Here is an 18,162-nt window from a genome sequence, read left to right on the forward strand (position 1 = left end):
GGGAAAGCCTCGCAGGTTTGCCTGCGAAAGGCTAGCCGTCAGCTTTGCGCGGGACCGGCAGGGGTGTACGACTCGCCCTCCGGCACGGCAGCGGCCTCGACCGCGGCCTCGACGGCCACGGCGCCGGCGGTCGGTGCCAGTGTCCGGAATCGGCCGCGCGCTTCTACATGGACGGCACGCCGCGTCATCCGCCAGAGCGAATAGAGCGCCATCATCACGAAGAGGAGTGCCACGAAGAGGAAATAGCCGGTCGGCCCCGACTGCCCCATGAACCAGCCGATCACCGGCGGCCCGCCGATCGCGCCGAGGCCGTTGATGAACATCAGGCCGGCCGAGGCCCCCGCCATCTCCGACCCGTCGAGATAATCGTTCACATAGGCCACGAGCAGTGAATAGAGCGGGTTCGAAATGCCGCCCCAGATGAAGCCGATGCCGACAAGCACCCCCAGCGTCCAGGGCAGGGCCATGCCTGCGAAGGCGACCGCTGCCCCCACCACCGCGAGCCCGAGGATCAGCTGGCGCCGGTCCATCCGGTCCGACGCCCAGCCGATCGGATATTGCAGGACCAGCCCACCCACATAGATCGAACCGATGAAGATCGAGATATTGCGGACCGACAGCCCCACCTCAGACCCCCAGACCGCCGACATGCCGAACTGCGCTGCAAAAATGCCTCCCATCAGGAACATGCCGACACAGCCAAGGGGGGAGGTCACGAAAAGGCGTTTGATCGACAGAGGCTGAATACGCTCGAACGCAGGCGCCTGGCTGCCCGACAGGAGGATCGGTGTAAAGGCGAGCGACACGAGCACCGAGGAGATCACAAACAGGTCGAACCCGCCCGGATCGCGGAAATTGAGGAGCGCCTGCGCTGCGATGATGCCGATCATCTGCATGATCATATAAGCTGACAAAGCCTGGCCGCGCGTCTCGTTCGTGGTCGAGGCGTTCAGCCAGCTCTCCGCGGTGATATAGACGCCGCAGAAGGAAAAGCCGATGGCGATCCTGAGGACGGTCCAGACCACCCAGTGCGGCGCCACCGGATAGAGGATGAGCGCGGCGGAAATGACCGACCCCAGCGCCGCGAAGACCCGCACATGTCCGACGCGGCGGATCATCTCGGGCGTCATGCGAGAGCCGAAGAGGAAGCCCACGAAATAGCCCGACATCACATAGGACATCTCGACCGCCGTGAAGCCCTCGATCTTGCCGCGGATGCCGAGAAGCGTGCCCTGCAACCCGTTGCCGAGCATCAGAAGCATCACGCCAAGGAGGAGGGCCCAGGAATTGCGCAGGACGAAGAGCATCGGACGGGTCTTTCGGTTTTCGAGTGAATGGTGCGGGAGGATTTCGCGCTTGGCCAGCAGAAAGGCGACCGGGCGGCGGCGGTTTTCGTCAGCCGCCGGGCAGAAGAAGCGAGGCGTCGCCGTAAGAGAAGAAGCGATAGCCCGAGGCAACCGCATGGGCATAGATGCGCCGGATGCGCTCCTGCCCCATGAGCGCCGAGACCAGCATCAGCAGCGTCGATTTCGGCAGGTGGAAATTGGTCATCAGCCCGTCTGTGACCTGAAAGGCGAAGCCAGGGTAGATGAAGATGTCGGTTGGTCCCTGCCACGGCTCCACCCGGCCCGACCGCGCGGCGCTTTCGATCAGCCTGAGCGCCGTGGTGCCGACCGGGATCACTCGCCCGCCCGCTGCTTTGGTGGCGTTGATCTCAGCCGCGGCCTCTTCGGTCACCTCGCCCCACTCGGCGTGCATCCGGTGGGTCGTCACATCCTCGACCTTCACCGGCAGAAAGGTGCCCGCGCCGACATGCAGGGTGACATGGGTGAAGGCTACACCCTTCGCCGCCAACGCCGCCAACAGGGTGTCATCGAAGTGCAGCGAGGCTGTGGGGGCGGCGACCGCGCCCGCCTTGCGCGCCCAGACAGTTTGGTAGTCCTCGCGGTCCTGCGCGTCCGGCGCCCGCAGCGCCGCGATATAAGGCGGCAGGGGCATGTCGCCCGCCTCGGCGAGCGCCGCGTCGAAATCGGCGCCCGTCATATTGAAGGCGATCTCCATCTGCCCGTCGGCAATTGCTTCGACGCGCGCCGAGAGGGTAGCGGAAAAACGGATGTCTTCGCCCTCCTTCAGCTTGCGAAGCGGCTTTGCCAGCGCCGCCCAGCGCCCGTGCGGACGCGGCTCCAGCAGGGTAACTTCGACCTTTGCCACCGCCTCGCCCTGCCCGGTCGTCCGGTGCCTCTCACCCGACAGACGCGCGGGGATAACGCGCGTGTCGTTCAGGACCAACCGGTCGCCCGGCCTCAGAATATCGACCAGATCGCGCACATGGCGGTCGGCGATCGCGTCACCCGTTGCGAGCAGCAGCCGCGCCGCCGTGCGCGGCCGCGCGGGCCGCGTGGCGATCAGCCCCTCGGGCAGGTCGAAATCGAAATCGGAAAGTTTCATGCGCTCAGCCGCCCGGGCTTTCGGATTGGGCCCCCGGCAGGCTTGGCGGCGCCTTGCGGAAGAGATTGCGGAACATGCCCGGCGTCAGGATCGACAGGGGATTAACCCCGACGGTGAACGATTCGCGCGTGCCTTTGAGCGTATAGTTGAAGCCGAAGAGCCCGTCACGCTGGCGCGAGAAGATCTGGCCTATGCCATTCACCAGATACAGCGGCGAGATGACGCCCTGCAGATCGAACCGCCCCTCGCCCGACCAGTAGAGCCCCGCCGCGGAAACGCCAAGCGAGGGACCGATGGCAGACCCTTCCTGTATCTCGATGGCCTCGGGTGTCAGGCGGAAGCGGCCCGCCACGTCGGTGAAGATGATGCCGTCGCCCTGCAGTTCGCTGATCAGCCCGACGACGGAGATCGCGTTCAGAAGCCCCGCCAGCGCCGGGGCGCCGACGATGCGGATATTCCGGATGCCCAGCGCCCCGTCATAGCTGCCCGCCACCCCCACCGGCCTGAGCGTCAGCTCCAGCCGCCCGCCCCGGCCGCTTTCATAAATGCCAGCCGCCGCCATGGCCCGTCCGGCGTCATCCGACCGCACACGAAAGGCCGAACGACCGCCTGGATCGGGCACGACCTCGCCCGTGATCGGCGCGCGGCCGTTCACGAGCCCCGCGAATGCGCCCGACAGACCGGCGCCCCCGGCCGTGAAACTGCCCTTGAAACCGGTGATCGCCAGGCCCGAACTGATCCGCAACTGATCAAGCGCAATCTCAAGCGGCGGCCGGTCGCCACGCGCGCCGCCGCTGCCCCCGAAAGTCGCGCGCCGCATGTCGGCGCTGCCGCCCGAGACCGTCAGCCCCACGGATTTCCCCGCCCCCCGGCCCTTCAGCGTCACATCGCCGGTGAACCAGTCGCCCAGCGTCACCTCCGGAAAGCGCGCCGTCTCGAAAGCGCCGTCGGCGCCGAGCGTGATCTTGCCCGCGGCCTTCAGCCCGCCCGCGTCGAACGAGAGTGCATCGACCCGCACCGGCTTGCCCAACGCGCCCGATATCTTCAGTTCGCCCCGGGTTTTCGCGACCTTCGACCAGCCCACCTCCGGGATCGCAAGCGTAAGCCCCGCCAGATCGCTGTTGAGCCGGAAGGCGGTCGCCGCGTCCTTTGCAAGGTCGAGGTGGAATGTCCCCCAACCCTCGCCCTTCACCGCGCCATCGGGCAACGCAATCGACAACCGTTTCAGCGTGTCGGGCGTGATGGCGATCTTGCCGTCCACCACCGAGCGCCCTTTCGCCTCCGGCCCGAAGGTCTGCGCCCAGAGGCCCTCAACCGGAATGCCATCGTAGCGGGCCGCGCCGCCGATGCTCATCCCCTCGTTGTCGGCGGCGATGGTCAGCGCGGCGCCCTCAAGCAGATGACCGGGCACCACTCGGTCCGAGTCGACATCCAGCAATGTGCCGGAGACATCGAACGCGACATCGGCCACCAGCAGTTTCGGCTTCGGCACGAATTTCAGAACCGATGTCAGCTCGGCGCGACCTTCCGCCAGATCGACCGGCTGGCCCGCCTTCGACATCAGGCTGAGCGGCGGTTCATCCAGTATCGACAGGGCCGCCGTGATCGTGCTGTCGCTTTTCAGCGTGATCTCGATGGGGGAGGGTTTCAGCCGGATGTCCGGGACCTTCAGGACCGATCCGGCGATATCCAGGTCTCCGCCCTCGGGTGCATGAACCTGCCCCCTCTCGACCACCAGCACATAGGCATTGTCGCTGATCGTCGCATAGCCCGCGCCGCTGACGATCGGCGGCAGGGTGCGCATGAAGCGCACCTCCGCTTCGCGGAACCGGTAGTCGAGGGCAAAGCGCGGTTCGGTCCCGGGGCGCAGGCGCAGCGCGGCCTTCACGTCATATAGATCGCCCGCCGCGACATTCTCGGCCAGCCAGACCCGCGTCTTCGGCACTGCGCCAAGCGGCCAGAGCGCCAGAAGCTTTTCCGTCGCGATGGCATTGATGCCCACGTCGAAAGCAACGGCCCAGCCATCCTCCTCTGCCGATACTTCGCCCTTGCCGGATATTCGTCGGTCGCCCTCGCTGAGGGCCAGTTGGCCGATGGTCAGGCGAAACGGGTCGAAAGTCAGTTTCAGGTCCGCGGCGCCCTGAGAGATCGACACCGGATCAGCGAACACGCCCTCCGGATCGGCGCGCAGATCATCGAGCCGTATCTGCGCGACCAGCGCCTCGGGCCAGCCATCCTCGATCCCCTTCAGCCAGGCACTGCCCCCGAACCGCGCCTGCAGCACATTCCCGTCAATCCTGAGATCGTTGAGGCTGAGCCGGTAGCGCGCCGGATCGTAGGTCAGGTCAAGCGTCGCCCCCCGGAACGCGACAGGCGCGGTATCGGGGGTCGGCTGCAAGGCACCGGCACCGACCGCGAGACGCACGTCAAGCGGCCGCAGATCGCCGGCCTCGTCGAAACCGGTACCGAGCGTCCCGGACATCGGCGCATCAAGCGCGGCGAGCCAGGCAAGCGCCGGCACCTGCCGCCCGAGATCTCGGGCTGAAATGCCGCTCAGCCGCACATTCAGCGCCGCGGCCGGCGAGGCGCGGTCGGTCGTCAGCTCCATCTCCGCCCTCGCCTCGGCTTTCGGCGGCGTGCTACCCCTCTCCTCGATCGCGCCGAGCGAGGTGGCGGATTGCCCGGCCAGTGCGAAGGCGAGGTTCGCGATCAGCCCCTCGTCGCCCTGGCGCAGGGTCAAGTGCCCGTCATTCACTGTCCAGACCTGTTCGGCCCGGCGATCATCGAAAAGGATGTTCACATGTCCGACCGTCACATCCTCAAGCCGGGAAAGCGCAGGCCCCGCGAAGGCCGCATCGAGCGCATCGATAAGATCGGCGGGCGCAATTGCCTCGCCGCCCAGATTGGCGGCACCGGGCGCTATATCGAGTGTCCCGTCGGCCAGCCGCCGCACTGCGATTCGTGCGCCGTCGATCCGGATCCGCGAAGGCTGCAGGCGGCCCGACAGAAGCGCATCGCGGTCAAGACCGGTCCGAAGATCGGAGATCAGTGCGAGCCTTTGGCCGCGTGCTGAGATCAGAGTGACATTGCCGAGCCGCACCTGCGGCACGAATCCTTCGGTGACGACCAGATCACCATCGCCGATCCGAAGCTGCGCCTGCCCGTCGAGCGCCCGGTTGGCGCGTGTCTCGATCGCCGAGACAACGAGTTTCGGCAAGGGAATGCTGCGGCCTGACAGGCCGAGCCCAACCAGAATGGCGACGACTGCCCAGAGGGAAAGCCCAAGCGTCGCCCAGAAACGCAAGTGACGATGCCGCGGTGGATCCTGCTCCACGGCCTCTTCGCCCTGCTCCTGCCGTTTCTCTTTCATCCTGCCCGGACCTCAGGCCGGAAAGACCCGGCTGCCGGTCCCTTTATCTTTTCGTCCGGAACATTAAAACGCTAACTCTCACCCGTTGGCAAAGGATTGCTGTCATGACCGAGATCGGTTCCCTCGCCCCCGCCTTTTCCCTGCCGCGTGACGGCGGTGGCACCGTGTCGCTTGCGGACTTCACAGGCCGGAAGGTCGTACTCTACTTCTATCCCAAGGACGACACGCCCGGCTGCACGGTCGAGGCGATCGACTTCACCCGGCTTGCGCCCGAGTTCGCCGCCGCCGACACTGTGGTGATCGGCTTGTCGAAGGACAGCGTGAAGGCGCATGACAAGTTCTGCCGCAAGCACGGGCTCGGCATCATCCTTGCCTCGGACGAGGCGGGCGATACCTGCGAACGTTACGGCGTCTGGGTCGAGAAAAACATGTATGGCCGTACCTACATGGGCATCGATCGGGCGACCTTCTTGATCGGCCGCGATGGCCACATCGCCGCGCACTGGCCAAAGGTTAAGGTCGAGGGACACGCCGCCGAGGTGCTTGCAGCCGCGCGGGGACTTTGAGCCGATGCTGTCGCTGGCAGAGCGCGCGGTCGAAGTTCTGACCACCGCGGACGGACGGGTGAAGTGCGCTTTGTCGCGTCGTCATGCCGCCGACTGGTTTGCTGCGCGTGCGGCAGGCACGCCCTTTCCGGTCGGCCATGCCACCCCGCCGCTGCGCCCCGCCCGCCCCGACCGGCCGGAACTCTTGCCGCCCAAAGATGTGCCACGCCGCCGTCCCGGCTCTCCACAGGGCAGGATCGCGCTTCTCCATGCGCTTGCCCATATCGAACTCAACGCCGTCGATCTGCATTGGGACATGGTGGCGCGTTTCACCGGCGCGGGCATGCCACCCGGCTTCTCTGACGACTGGGTCAAGGCCGCCGACGAGGAGTCCAACCATTTCAACCTGATCTCAGACTGCCTCGAACGGATGGGCAGCCACTATGGTGCGCTGCCCGCCCATGCGGGCATGTGGCGCGCGGCCGAAGATACGGTGGATGATCTCAAGGGCCGCCTCGCCGTCGTGCCGATGGTGCTGGAAGCACGCGGCCTGGACGTGACGCCCGGCATGATCGAGATATTCCGCAAGGCCGAGGAAGCCGAGGCCGTGGCCGCGCTTGAGGTGATCTATGCCGAAGAGGTTAGCCATGTCGCCTATGGGTCAAAATGGTTCAACTGGCTTTGCGGGCGCGAGGGTCTCGACCCGAAAGACGCGTTCCACAGCCTCGTCCGGCGCTATTTCCACGGCGCCCTGAAGCCGCCCTTCAACGAGGAAAAGCGCGCCGAAGCGGGGCTTCCGCCCGACTTCTACTGGCCGCTCGCCGAGCGCGACCCGGCGGAAACAGCCCCCTGACGCCGCGTCCGTCGGCAAGATGCCGCTGAAATGCGACCAATTCCGGTGCCATCCCGGGAAAAGGTTTGCGACAGGCCCCGGCGATTGCTAACCCAAGAGCCGTCGGACCGTTGGGGAATGGGACGATGTTTCTGCCAAGCTGCCAAACGGGACATTGAGCGTGATACCGGTTTCTCTTCACCGCCTGTCGGCGGCGCTGGAACGGCGCCTGCCGGAACAGCGCCTGTTCCTGAAATCTGATCAGGGAACGCGCTTCATCCGCATCCGGCCCTGGATGCAGGCGCTGATCTTCGCGTCGTCGGGCGTCGTCGTCATCTGGGCGATGCTCGCCACCGCCATCATCATGATCGACTCGATCGGCTCGGGCGATGCGCGCGAACGGGCGCGCCTGGCCAACCTCGAATATGAATCCCGCCTCAACATACTGTCGAGGGAGCGCGACCAGCGCGCCGCCGAAGCGATCGCCGCCCAGGAACGATTCACTACCGCGCTTGAACAGGTCTCGCGTATGCAATCGGCGCTGCTGGCGTCGGAGGAACAAAGACGCGAGCTGGAAACCGGCATCGGCCTCATCCAGTCGGCCCTTCACGATGCTGTCGAAGGGCGGCAGGAGGCCGAGGCACAACTCGCAAGCCTGAACGGTGACACAAGCAAGTCCAAACGTGCTTCCACACCCGAGGAAATGGCATCGACACTCTCCTTCCTGACCGCGGCACTCGACAAGACCGCCGAGGAGCGTGACAGCATGGCGGTCAGCGCCGTCAGCGCCAAAGCAGAGGCCGACGACATCGCCTACGAGATGAAGCTGATGGAAGAGCGTCACGACGAGATCTTCGCCCAGCTCGAAGATGCGGTGACGATCTCGATGGAACCGCTCGACAAGGTCTTCACCTCGGTCGGCATCGACCCCGCCAGCCTGATCGAATCCGTTCGCGGCGGCTATTCCGGACAGGGCGGCCCGCTTGGCCCCCTGATGCCCATCGAGCCCCCGGCAAACGCGAGCCCTGAGGCCAAGGCCGATTACGAACGCGCCAAAGCGATCTTCGAGGGGCTCGACAATCTCAACCTCTACCGCATCGCCGTCGACAAGACCCCGCTCGCGATTCCGGTCAAGACCTCGTTCCGCTACACATCGGGCTTCGGCCGCCGTTGGGGCCGCATGCACGAAGGCATTGACCTCGCAGGCGCACATGGATCACCGATTTATGCGACCGCCGATGGGGTCGTGACCCATGCAGGCTGGGAAAACGGCTATGGCAACATGGTTGAGATCCGCCATCCCTACGGATTCGTCACCCGCTACGGCCATCTCTCCAAGGTCCGGGTTGAGAAGGGTCAAAAGGTCTCGCGCGGCGAGAGGATCGGTGATATGGGGAATACCGGACGCTCGACCGGCACCCATCTTCACTATGAAGTGCGCGTGTCCGGTTCCGCTGTAAACCCCATGACCTTCATCAAGGCAGCGACCAATGTTTTCTAGAAGCAAGATCAACGAACCTGGCCCCAAGGCCGCCGATGCCGATAAACCGAAAGCGGAGAGCCTTCCGGTGACCAAACCCGCCTACGATTTTTCGACCCCGTCTGCGCCCAAGGCCAAGCCCGCGCCGTCGATCCTCTCGACCGATCTGGTGGTGACCGGCAATATCAAGACCACCGGCGATATCCAGATCGAGGGCACCGTCGAGGGCGATATCCGCGCCCACCTCCTGACCGTGGGCGAAAGCGCCACGATCAAGGGCGAGATCGTCGCCGATGACGTCGTGGTCAATGGCCGCGTCGTCGGCCGGGTGCGCGGCCTCAAGGTCCGCCTGACCTCGACCGCCCGCGTCGAGGGCGACATCATCCACAAGACGATCGCCATCGAATCCGGCGCGCATTTCGAAGGGTCGGTGCAGCGTCAGGACGATCCGATCGGCACCGGCGGCGTCAAGCAGATTGCGGCACAGCCCGTCGAATAAACCGCGACACACGAGCGTCTCTTGAGGGCACTGCGGGGGCGGTGCCCTTTTTCGTTAAGGTCTATTCCGTCAGCGCCCGGTACATGTGCCAGCTCGCATGGCCAAGAACCGGCAGCACCACCAGAAGCCCAAGGAACAGGGGCGCCATCCCCGCCAACAGGAGTGCCGTGATCGTCAGGCCCCAGCCAAGCATCGGCCAGAAATTCAGCGCCGCCGCCTGAAAGCTGAGGATGATGGCCGAGATGAAATCGACCTCGCGGTCGAGAAGCACCGGCAGACCTACCAGCACCATACCGAAGAGAACGCCCGCGAACCCCGCCCCCACCAGCGTTCCGATCAGCAGCATCAGGGGCCCTTTGCCCTGCATGAGGAAATCGAGCGGCCCGGCCCCGGCTGTCACCGAGGCGGGCGTCAGCCCTAGAAAAAGCGCGAACATCGTGTGCGCAACGAAGATCCAGAAAAGGAACAAGACCAGGATCACCGCCGTCATCGACGGCAATTGCCGGTCCTTCTGCCTGAAGATCGTTGACAGAACACCCGGCCAGTCCAGCCGCTCGCCTGCCTCTATCCGGCGGCTGACCTCGTAAAGCCCGACAGCGGTGAACGGCCCCAGCAACGGAAAGCCCGCCACCACCGGAATAAGCCACCATTCCCGCCCCGCAGCACTCGCCACCGCAAGCAGGAGCCAGCCACCCAACACATAGACCGCGCTGAAGAACAGCCCGAAGGCGGGCGCCCTGCGAAAATCCCGCAAGCCCGCACCAAGGGCGGCGCCGATCGCGCCCATGCCCACGGAACGCGCCTCCGGCAGGGCGTCGCCGCCCGTCTCCGGTTCGCTCATCTTTCCTCCCTTCCGCGTCCTGAGCCCGACGCTACGGCGCGCGGCGCGCGCGGGCAAGGCCTTCCAAGACGCCTCAAACGGCGCTGTCGCGCTCCGCTATCCAGCCATGCGCAGGATCGTTCGCGAACCGCCAGGCCCGGCGCGGCCCGGCCATCACGTTCAGATAGTACATTTCATAGCCATATGGCGCCCCACAGGGATGATGGCCCTTCGGCACCAGCACCACATCGTGGTCCTGCAGTGCCATGGTCTCATCGAGACTGCCGTCCTCGGTATAGACCCTCTGGATGCCGAAGCCCTGCGAAGGCCTCAGCCGGTGATAGTAGGTCTCCTCCAGATAGGTCATGCGCGGGAAATCATCCTCGTCATGGCGGTGCGGCGGATAGGAGGACCAGTGCCCTGCTGGCGTAAAGACCTCGGTCACCAGAAGGCTGTCGGCCACATCGCGCCCCTCCATTGCGATATTGTTGATGAAGCGTTGATTGGTCCCCACCCCGCGCGGGGTCAGTTCAATGCCTTCAGGCCCCAGCCGTTGCGCAGGCCTGCCGCCCGGCGACGGCGCCGTACAGACCGCAAGCGTGCAATTCGTCGCCGCGAGTGCCCGCCAGTCGCGCCCCGGCGGCACGTACAGGCAATGTGGCGGCGTCCGCTCGAACGGGCTCATCCGTTCGCCCATCACACCAAAAGCCTCGCCGCCCGCCCAAATATCCGCCCTGCCCTCGACCAGCACCAGAATTGCCTCGCGCCCGCCCGTGACCTCGGTCGCCGCCTCGCCCGCCGCCAACCGGTAGAGCGAGAAACCCACATATCCCCAGCTCGCGCTTTCGGGCGTGATGTCATGGACCCTGCCGCCGAGGCCGTTCGGCTTTCTAAGCAAACTCATTTGCCCTCACGTTCTGTCCATAAATACTCCGGAGGGGTCCGGGGAGGCAGAGCCTCCCCGGCCTTCTCTCACAAAAGTCCTGCCCGCGCCGCGAAATGCTTCAGCGAGGCCAGCCCCATCATCTGATATTTCAGCGGATCGGCCTTCAGCGGGTCCTGCTCCGCCTCGATCACCAGCCAGCCCCGATAGGAATGCTCCGCCGCAACCTTCAGCACCGGAAGGAAGTCAACGCAGCCCGCCGGATCGCCCGGCACGGTAAAGACCCCGCGCCGCACGCCTTCGAGGAAGGACAACCCCTCGCCCCGCACCTCTGCCATGATTTCCGGGCGCACGTTCTTGGCATGCATGTGCCGGACCCGCGCCATATGCCGCCGCGCCAGTGCCAGCGGATCGCCGCCCGCGAAGGTGCAATGACCGGTATCGAGCAAGAGATGGGTCTCCGGCCCCGTGCCCGCCATCAGCCGGTCCACTTCGGCATCGGTCTCGATCACCGTGCCCATATGGGGATGATAGACGAGCGTGATCCCCTGCGCCGCCGCGTGGGCCGCCAGCGCCTCGACGCCCGCGCAGAAGCCCGGCCACTGATCCTCACGCAACTGCGGCCGATCGTTCACCGCGACCCGGTCATTGCCATGGACGGAGTTCGAGGTCTCGCAGGTGATGATCACCTTGCTGCCCATCGCCTTCAGAAGATCGAGGAAGGGCTGCATCGCGCGCTTCTCGGTCTCGATATCGTTCACAAGCAGATTGAGCGAATGCCAGCCCGAGACGAAGCGCAGTCCGCGCGGTTCCAGCACCGCCTTCAGGCCTGTAACATCTTTCGGGAATTTGTTCCCCTTTTCAATGCCATCAAAGCCGATCTTCACGCAATCATCCAGGCATTCATCCAGGCTGATATGTCCGCCGATGGACGGGTCATCATCATTCGACCAGGCAATCGGATTGGTGCCGAACAGGATCATCTTCGCCTCTCACTTCCCGCGCCGCGCCACGAGCGCCGCTTCATATTTTGCCCGTGCCGCCCGAACTTCCGCCCGGCCGGAAACTTCTGGAACTGCGACCTCCCACCAGTGCCCGCCCGCTTCGGTCGAGGGCGCAGGATCACTGTCGATGACGATCACCACTGGCCGGTCGGCGCCTTTCGCCGCCCGCAGCTCTGCTTCAAGCGCCGCGATATCCGCTGCCTTCACCGCCTTCGCCCCCATTGATCCCGCATGGGCAACGAAGTCGATCGCCGAAGGGTTCACATGGCGGGCGTCGTCCAGAAGATTGTTGAAGGGCGCCCCGCCCGTGCCTTTCTGCAGCCGGTTGATGCAGCCGAAGCCACGATTGTCGGTGATCACCACGGTGAAGGGCACCCCCATCATCACCGCCGTCGCCAGCTCGGAATTGGCCATCAGGTAGCTGCCGTCGCCCAGCATGCAGATCACGTCCGCCTCGGGACGTGCCATTTTTATGCCCAAGGCCCCCGCAATCTCATAGCCCATGCAGGAAAAGCCGTATTCCATGTGATAGCCGCCGGGCGCCGCATCCCAGATCTTGTGCAATTCGCCCGGCATCGTCCCGGCCGCGCCCATGATCACTGTCTGCGGCCCCGCCGCCCGCTGCACCGCCCCGATCACCTGCGCATCCGTGGGCAGCGCATTGCCCTTGTCGGGCGCGGCCTTCGCCGTTGCGGTTGCCGCCGCCCAGTCCGTGCGCGGTCCTGCGTCGATTGCCCATTTCCGCGCTACCAGTGCCTTTCCAAATGCTTGCAAGGCAATCTTTGCGTCTGCCACCAGCGACAGCGCGCCATGTTTCGCCGCATCATAAGGCTGGACATTGACCGACAGGGTCCGCCGGGCCGGGTTCTTGAACAGGGCCCATGAACCCGTGGTAAAGTCCTGAAACCGTGTGCCAAGACCGATAATCAGATCGGCCGCCGCGCAGACTGCATTCGCCGCCGCGCCACCCGTCACGCCCACGGGACCGAAATTCAGCGCATGATCATGAGCCAGCGCCGACTTGCCGGCCTGCGTCTCGACGACCGGAATGCCGTGCGCAGTGGCGAAGGCAGCTAGCTCCGCCTCCGCCCCGGAATAGATCACCCCACCGCCTGCCACGATCACCGGCGCCTGCGCGGCCCTCAGGGCCTCGACCGCCGCCGCCAGCTCCTCCCGGTCCGGTTCCGGCCGCCGGATTGCCCAGACCCGTTCCACGAAGAAGCTTTCCGGGTAGTCATAAGCCTCGGCCTGTACGTCCTGACAGAAGGCGAGCGTCACCGGCCCGCACTCTGCCGGGTCGGTCATTACCCGGAAGGCGCGTGGTAGGGCGGTCAGGATATGTTCCGGCCGGGTGATCCGGTCGAAATAGCGGCTGACCGAGCGGAAGCAATCGTTCGCGCTGACGGTTCCGTCGCCGAAATCCTCGATCTGCTGCAGAACCGGGTCCGGCGCGCGGCTTGCGAACACATCGCCCGGCAGCAGCAGCACCGGCAGGCGGTTCACATGCGCCACCGCCGCCGCCGTCACGAGGTTCAGCGCCCCCGGCCCGATCGATGTGGTGACCGCCATCGCCCGCCGCCGCTTCATGGCTTTGGCATAGGCAATCGCTGTATGGGCCATGGTCTGTTCATTATGCCCACGCCAGGTCGGAAGGCTGTCGCCCGCCGCCTGCAAGGCCTCGCCGATGCCTGCGACATTGCCATGACCGAAGATCGCCCAGACCCCTTCGATGAACCGCGCGCCGTCTGGACCCTTCTGTGCGGCCAGCCAGCGGACCATGGCCTGCGCGGCCGTCAGGCGGATCGTTTTCATCTCACATCTCCTTTCGCCGCGTCCCAAACATCGCAGAGACGTCGGAAATTTGCGGCCATCAGCCCTATTGCCTGCGCGTCGCCAATCTTGCCCGCCATCCAATCGCGCGCTGCCTCGGCAAAGATCGTGCGGCCGACGGCGAAGCCCTTCACCAGCGGATATTTCGCAGCCAGCCGGAAGCTGGCCGCCAGATCCTCTTCGGACTGGCCGAGGCCCAAAACGACGATGCCCCGTGTATGAGGATCATTCTCTTCGATCGAGGCCACCGTCGCGCTCCATGCAGCATCCGACCGCATCGGTTCGAGCTTCCACCAGTCCGGATAGATGCCGATCTCGTAGAACCGCCGGATCAGCCGCGCCACCGTATCCTCTGCAACGGGGGCGACTTTCGAGGGAATCACTTCCAGCAAGAATTCCAACCGGTTCCGCCGCGACGCTGCGAACAGGCGTTGAAGCGTTTGCTCCTGCGCTGCCTGCATCTCGGCCGGGTCGTCGGGATGGCAGAAGCACAGAACCTTGACGACATGGCCCAACGGCCAGTCCGACAACCCACCAAAATCCGGCCCTATCTCGGGTTCCAGAGTCAATGGACGCGATCCTGGCCACTCGACGGGCCGCCCGATCCACAGGCCCTGTCCGGCTGCACGGTAAAGCGCGGACCTGCCAAGCCGGCTATCGCACAGGATGCCATAACCCGGGCTTCCGTCAGAAACACTCAGCGCAACATCAAGACACAGATCCTTGAATTGGCATATCTTTGTCGCGTCAGCGCCCGGCAGGTCCTCAAGCTGCGCACGATGGTCGAACGCGAATACCCGCATGGTCGACCACTCTCCATGGCGGTTCGTCGACCAGTGTACCTGCTCAAGCTCTGCATCCTTGCGCAAGGCGCGTTCGGTCACCCCGCGCTTGAGGAAGAACCGCAATTCCTCCCAGCTCGGATAGGCAGGCGTGCAACCATGGCGGCTGACGGCAAAGGCGCCGCAGGCGTTCGCATAGGTCAGGGCGGTCCGCCAGTCCGCCCCGTCCAGCCAGCCTTTCAAGAGGCCCGACATGAACCCGTCGCCCGCGCCCAGCACATTAAAGACCTCGATCGGGAAGCCTGGACCGGTGATCCCCTCGTCAAGGCTGGCCGGAATCGGGCCGATGAAGGCGGCGGCCCCCATCGGCCCACGTTTGCAAACGAGGGTTGCGGGCGTGGTCTCCCGAACCTTGTTCAAGGCAACAAGCGTATCGGTCGCGCCTCCCGCGATGTGAAATTCTTCTTCCGTTCCAACGATCAGATCGAAGAACTTCAAGTGGCGCTGCAGCTTTTCCGTTACCCGCGCACTTTCAATGAACCGCTCCTCGCCCGCACCATGCCCAGCAAGTCCCCAGAGGTTCGGGCGATAGTCGATGTCCAGAGCCGTCTGGCAGCCATGCTTGCGGGCGAGCGTCAGTGCCTTCACCACCGCCGCCTCGGTTTTGGGATGCGACAAATGCGTCCCCGTCGCCACTACGCAGCGTGCCTCGGCGATCAGGTCCTCGTCGATATCCTCTTCGCAGAGCGCCATATCGGCGCAGTTCTCGCGGTAGAAGATCAGGGGAAACCGCTTGTCGTCGCGGATACCCAAGAGGACCAGCGCCGTCAGCCGCCCGGGGTCGGTCTTCACCCCCCTCACGTCCACCCCTTCGCGCGCCAGTTCCTCGCGGATGAAGCGGCCCATGTGCTCGTCGCCCACCCGCGTGATCAGCGCCGATCTAAGCCCCAGCCGCGCGGTTCCCGCCGCGATATTGGTGGGCGAGCCGCCGATATATTTCTGGAACGAGGCCATGTCTTCCAGCCGCCCGCCGACCTGCGCGCCGTAGAGATCGACCGAGGCGCGGCCGATGGTTATCAGGTCGAGCGTCTTCATCCGTTCAGGACTTCCGAGACCCTGACCGCACGCCCCTCGGCCACCGATTTCAGCGCCGCATCGGCCAGGGCGAGCGCCTTCAGCCCGTCTTCGCCCGAGGGGCTGATCGTGGCGCCCGCGGTGACGCCCGCGATGAAGGCGGCGATTTCGGCCGCGTAGGCATCGGTATAGCGCGTCATGAAGAAATCGTGCAAAGGCGGGCGGTTATAGCCCGTTACTGACGCGACCTCGATCGACACGGGCCGCTGGTTTTCCGCCGATGCCATGCCGAGCGAGCCATGCACTTCGATCCTCTGGTCATAGCCATAGGTCGCGCGACGGGAATTTGAGATCAGGCACTGCCGCCCCGAGGCGGTGCGCAGGATGAGTGAGACGCTGTCATAATCGCCAGCCGTAGCAATGCCGGGGTCGGTCAGGACGGCGGCGGCGGCCTGAACTGTCTCGACCTCCTCGCCCAAGAGAAACCGCGCCATGTCGAAATCGTGGATCGTCATGTCGCGGAAGATGCCGCCCGAATTCTGAATGTAGGAGACGGGCGGCGCACCGGGATCGCGCGAGGTGATCGTCACCATCTCGACCGTGCCGATGCGGCCCTCGTCGATGGCCGCCCGTACAGCGCGGAAATGGGGATCGAACCGCCGGTTGAAGCCGACCATCAGCCGCGCGCCGGTCGCCTCGACCACCTTCAGGCAATCGCGGACCCGCGCCAGCGACAGATCGACCGGCTTTTCACAGAAGATCGCCTTTCCAGCCTTCGCGAAGCGCTCGATCAGGTCGGCGTGGGTGTTCGTGGGCGTGCAGATCACCACCGCGTCGATATCGCCTGCCGCCTCGATCGCCTCGATGGTGCGGACCTCTGAGCCATACTGCGCGGCCACATCGCGCGCCGCATCCGGCAGCGCGTCAGCCACGGCAACAAGCCGCGCCTGGCTGTCGGCCGAGATTGCCTTTGCATGCACCCGCCCGATACGCCCGGCCCCCAGAAGCCCGAACCTCACACCCATGTCTTTCTCCTTCCGGCCACTATTCGGGATAGGCCCCGGCCACATTCTGATCGAAATCCACCAGCGCCCCGGTCATCACCCCCGACCGCGCGCCCAGAAGATAGGTGACTAGACCCGCCACATGCGCGGGCTTCACCAGCATGCCCATCGGCTGGCGCGCCTCGGCGGCCTGAAGCCAGCCGTCCTCAGCCCCGTGATAGCGGCGCTGCACGTCATCTTCGCCCGGCGTGTCCATCCAGCCGCAATTCACGCCATTTACCCGAATGCGATGCCCCCGAAGCGCCTGCGCCGCATTCTTCGTCACATTGGCAAGCGCCGCCTTCGACGCCGAATAGGGCGCGAGGAAGGATTGGCCGCAATGAACGACCATCGACAGGATATTGACGCAGGCTGCCGGATGACCCGCTTCCACTGCCCGCTGGGCGAAGCGCTGCAGTGCGAAGAAAGGTCCGCGCACATTCACCGCCATCAGCCGGTCGAACGCCTCGGGGTCCGTGTCGAGGATAGACCCCCGGTCGGTCGCGGCGGCGGCATTCACCAGCGCCGTCACCCGGCCAAAGGCCTCGGCTGCCCGGTCGATCAGCGCCCCCGCCGCCTCTGCATCCCCCAGATCGGTGCGGATGAAACGCACATCCGCGCCCATGGCGGAGAGTTCAGCCGCCGCCGCCTCGCCTTCTGCCACCCGGCGCGAGGCGATGGCAATGCTCCCGCAGCCCTCGGCGATCAACGCCTCAGCCACCGCCCGGCCGAGGCCCTGCGCCCCGCCGGTGATGACCGCGACCGTGTCACGGTGAGGCATGTCAGGCGTCGACGGCATCGGCCCCGCCTTTCACGCCGGTGATGTAGCTGACGATGTCGTTGCCGTCGGTTTCGTCCTTCCGCAGCGAAGCGACGATCCGCCCGCGCCGGAAGACGACGATCCGGTCGACAAGGTCGAAGACCTGCCGCAGGTTGTGGCTGATCAGGATCAACGGCACGCCGCGTTCCTTCAGCCCCCGGATGATGGTCTCGACCTGCGCGGTTTCCTGCACGCCCAAGGCCGCCGTCGGCTCGTCCATGATCACCAGTTTCGAGGCGAAGGCCGCCGTCCGGGCGATCGACACGCATTGCCGCTGCCCGCCCGACATGTTGCGGATCGGGTTGTCGACATTGGGGATCTTCACCGCCGTGGTCTTCAGCGCTTCCAGCGTGCGGTCGCGCATCGCCTTGCGGTCGAGCCAGGAGAAGGGCCCGAAGCGCCATTTGAATAGTTCGCGCCCGAGAAAGAGATTTGAGGGCACGTCAAGGTCGTCGGCCAAAGCCAGCGTCTGGAACACCGTCTCGATCCCCGCCTCGCGGGCGGCGAGCGGGTCGGCGAATTCCACCTCGCGCCCGTCGAAGAAGATCTGGCCCGAGGTCTTCTGCTCGACCGCCGTCACCTGCCGCACGAAGGTCGACTTGCCCGCGCCATTGTCGCCGACGACGGCCACATGTTCCCCCGCGCGCAGGATGAAATCGGCGTCTTCCAGCGCGTGGACCCCGCCATAGCGCTTGGTCAGGCCGCGCGTTTCAAGAACGATATCGCTCATCG

Annotated in this window: 15 protein-coding genes; 4 read left to right on the plus strand and 11 right to left on the minus strand. The window is 65.3% G+C overall.

The window, feature by feature from the left end; genetic code table 11:
• Positions 1-38 precede the first annotated feature (38 nt).
• The 3 genes from OU426_RS13645 to OU426_RS13655 all read right to left on the minus strand — a co-directional run bounded on the left by OU426_RS13645 (position 39) and on the right by OU426_RS13655 (position 5,818).
• A complete protein-coding gene (locus OU426_RS13645; RefSeq protein WP_267634585.1) occupies positions 39-1,307 on the minus strand; it encodes an MFS transporter in 1,269 nt (422 codons plus the stop codon).
• Positions 1,308-1,395: 88 nt separating this feature from the next.
• Positions 1,396-2,448, minus strand: coding sequence for a tRNA preQ1(34) S-adenosylmethionine ribosyltransferase-isomerase QueA (gene queA, locus OU426_RS13650; protein ID WP_267634586.1), 1,053 nt, complete (start codon positions 2,446-2,448; stop codon positions 1,396-1,398).
• A gap of 4 nt (positions 2,449-2,452) precedes the next feature.
• Complete coding sequence (locus OU426_RS13655; RefSeq protein ID WP_267634587.1) at positions 2,453-5,818, minus strand: YhdP family protein; 3,366 nt, start codon at positions 5,816-5,818, stop codon at positions 2,453-2,455.
• A gap of 104 nt (positions 5,819-5,922) precedes the next feature.
• Between OU426_RS13655 and OU426_RS13660 the strand changes: the two genes are divergently transcribed.
• The 4 genes from OU426_RS13660 to OU426_RS13675 all read left to right on the plus strand — a co-directional run bounded on the left by OU426_RS13660 (position 5,923) and on the right by OU426_RS13675 (position 9,174).
• A complete protein-coding gene (locus OU426_RS13660) occupies positions 5,923-6,384 on the plus strand; it encodes a peroxiredoxin (RefSeq protein ID WP_267634588.1) in 462 nt (153 codons plus the stop codon).
• Between the two features lie 4 nt (positions 6,385-6,388).
• The gene (locus tag OU426_RS13665; RefSeq protein ID WP_267634589.1) at positions 6,389-7,216 is read left to right on the plus strand and encodes a ferritin-like domain-containing protein; all 828 of its coding nucleotides are present in this window, start codon (positions 6,389-6,391) and stop codon (positions 7,214-7,216) included.
• Between the two features lie 160 nt (positions 7,217-7,376).
• Positions 7,377-8,696, plus strand: a complete 1,320-nt coding sequence (locus OU426_RS13670) for a DUF5930 domain-containing protein (protein WP_324289824.1) — start codon at positions 7,377-7,379, stop codon at positions 8,694-8,696.
• Entirely contained in the window at positions 8,686-9,174 is a 489-nt protein-coding gene (locus tag OU426_RS13675; protein WP_267634590.1) for a bactofilin family protein, read from the plus strand. The genes OU426_RS13670 and OU426_RS13675 overlap by 11 nt, the downstream gene beginning before the upstream one ends.
• Positions 9,175-9,235: 61 nt before the next feature.
• Here the strand turns inward: OU426_RS13675 and OU426_RS13680 are convergent, their stop codons facing one another.
• The 8 genes from OU426_RS13680 to OU426_RS13715 all read right to left on the minus strand — a co-directional run bounded on the left by OU426_RS13680 (position 9,236) and on the right by OU426_RS13715 (position 18,160).
• The gene (locus OU426_RS13680; RefSeq protein WP_267634591.1) at positions 9,236-10,015 is read right to left on the minus strand and encodes a DUF2189 domain-containing protein; all 780 of its coding nucleotides are present in this window, start codon (positions 10,013-10,015) and stop codon (positions 9,236-9,238) included.
• A 73-nt stretch (positions 10,016-10,088) separates the two neighbouring features.
• On the minus strand, positions 10,089-10,898 hold the full coding sequence (gene iolB / locus OU426_RS13685) for a 5-deoxy-glucuronate isomerase (RefSeq protein ID WP_267634592.1): 810 nt from the start codon (positions 10,896-10,898) through the stop codon (positions 10,089-10,091).
• 68 nt (positions 10,899-10,966) lie between these two features.
• Positions 10,967-11,860 carry a myo-inosose-2 dehydratase gene (iolE, locus tag OU426_RS13690; protein ID WP_267634593.1) on the minus strand — a complete coding sequence of 298 codons (894 nt, stop codon included), beginning with the start codon at positions 11,858-11,860 and terminating at the stop codon, positions 10,967-10,969.
• 9 nt (positions 11,861-11,869) lie between these two features.
• Positions 11,870-13,693, minus strand: a complete 1,824-nt coding sequence (iolD, locus tag OU426_RS13695; protein WP_267634594.1) for a 3D-(3,5/4)-trihydroxycyclohexane-1,2-dione acylhydrolase (decyclizing) — start codon at positions 13,691-13,693, stop codon at positions 11,870-11,872.
• Positions 13,690-15,588: a bifunctional 5-dehydro-2-deoxygluconokinase/5-dehydro-2-deoxyphosphogluconate aldolase gene (locus tag OU426_RS13700; RefSeq protein ID WP_267634595.1), complete on the minus strand. Its 1,899-nt coding sequence runs from the start codon at positions 15,586-15,588 to the stop codon at positions 13,690-13,692. Before OU426_RS13700 ends, iolD begins: the two co-directional genes overlap by 4 nt.
• Positions 15,585-16,592: an inositol 2-dehydrogenase gene (gene iolG / locus OU426_RS13705; protein WP_267634596.1), complete on the minus strand. Its 1,008-nt coding sequence runs from the start codon at positions 16,590-16,592 to the stop codon at positions 15,585-15,587. The genes OU426_RS13700 and iolG overlap by 4 nt, the downstream gene beginning before the upstream one ends.
• Positions 16,593-16,611: 19 nt before the next feature.
• Positions 16,612-17,409, minus strand: coding sequence for an SDR family oxidoreductase (locus OU426_RS13710; RefSeq protein ID WP_267634597.1), 798 nt, complete (start codon positions 17,407-17,409; stop codon positions 16,612-16,614).
• The gene (locus OU426_RS13715) at positions 17,393-18,160 is read right to left on the minus strand and encodes an ATP-binding cassette domain-containing protein (protein ID WP_267634598.1); all 768 of its coding nucleotides are present in this window, start codon (positions 18,158-18,160) and stop codon (positions 17,393-17,395) included. The genes OU426_RS13710 and OU426_RS13715 overlap by 17 nt, the downstream gene beginning before the upstream one ends.
• Positions 18,161-18,162 lie beyond the last annotated feature (2 nt).

The sequence above is a fragment of the Frigidibacter sp. RF13 genome (assembly GCF_026626305.1).
Classification (GTDB): Bacteria; Pseudomonadota; Alphaproteobacteria; order Rhodobacterales; family Rhodobacteraceae; genus TMP-24.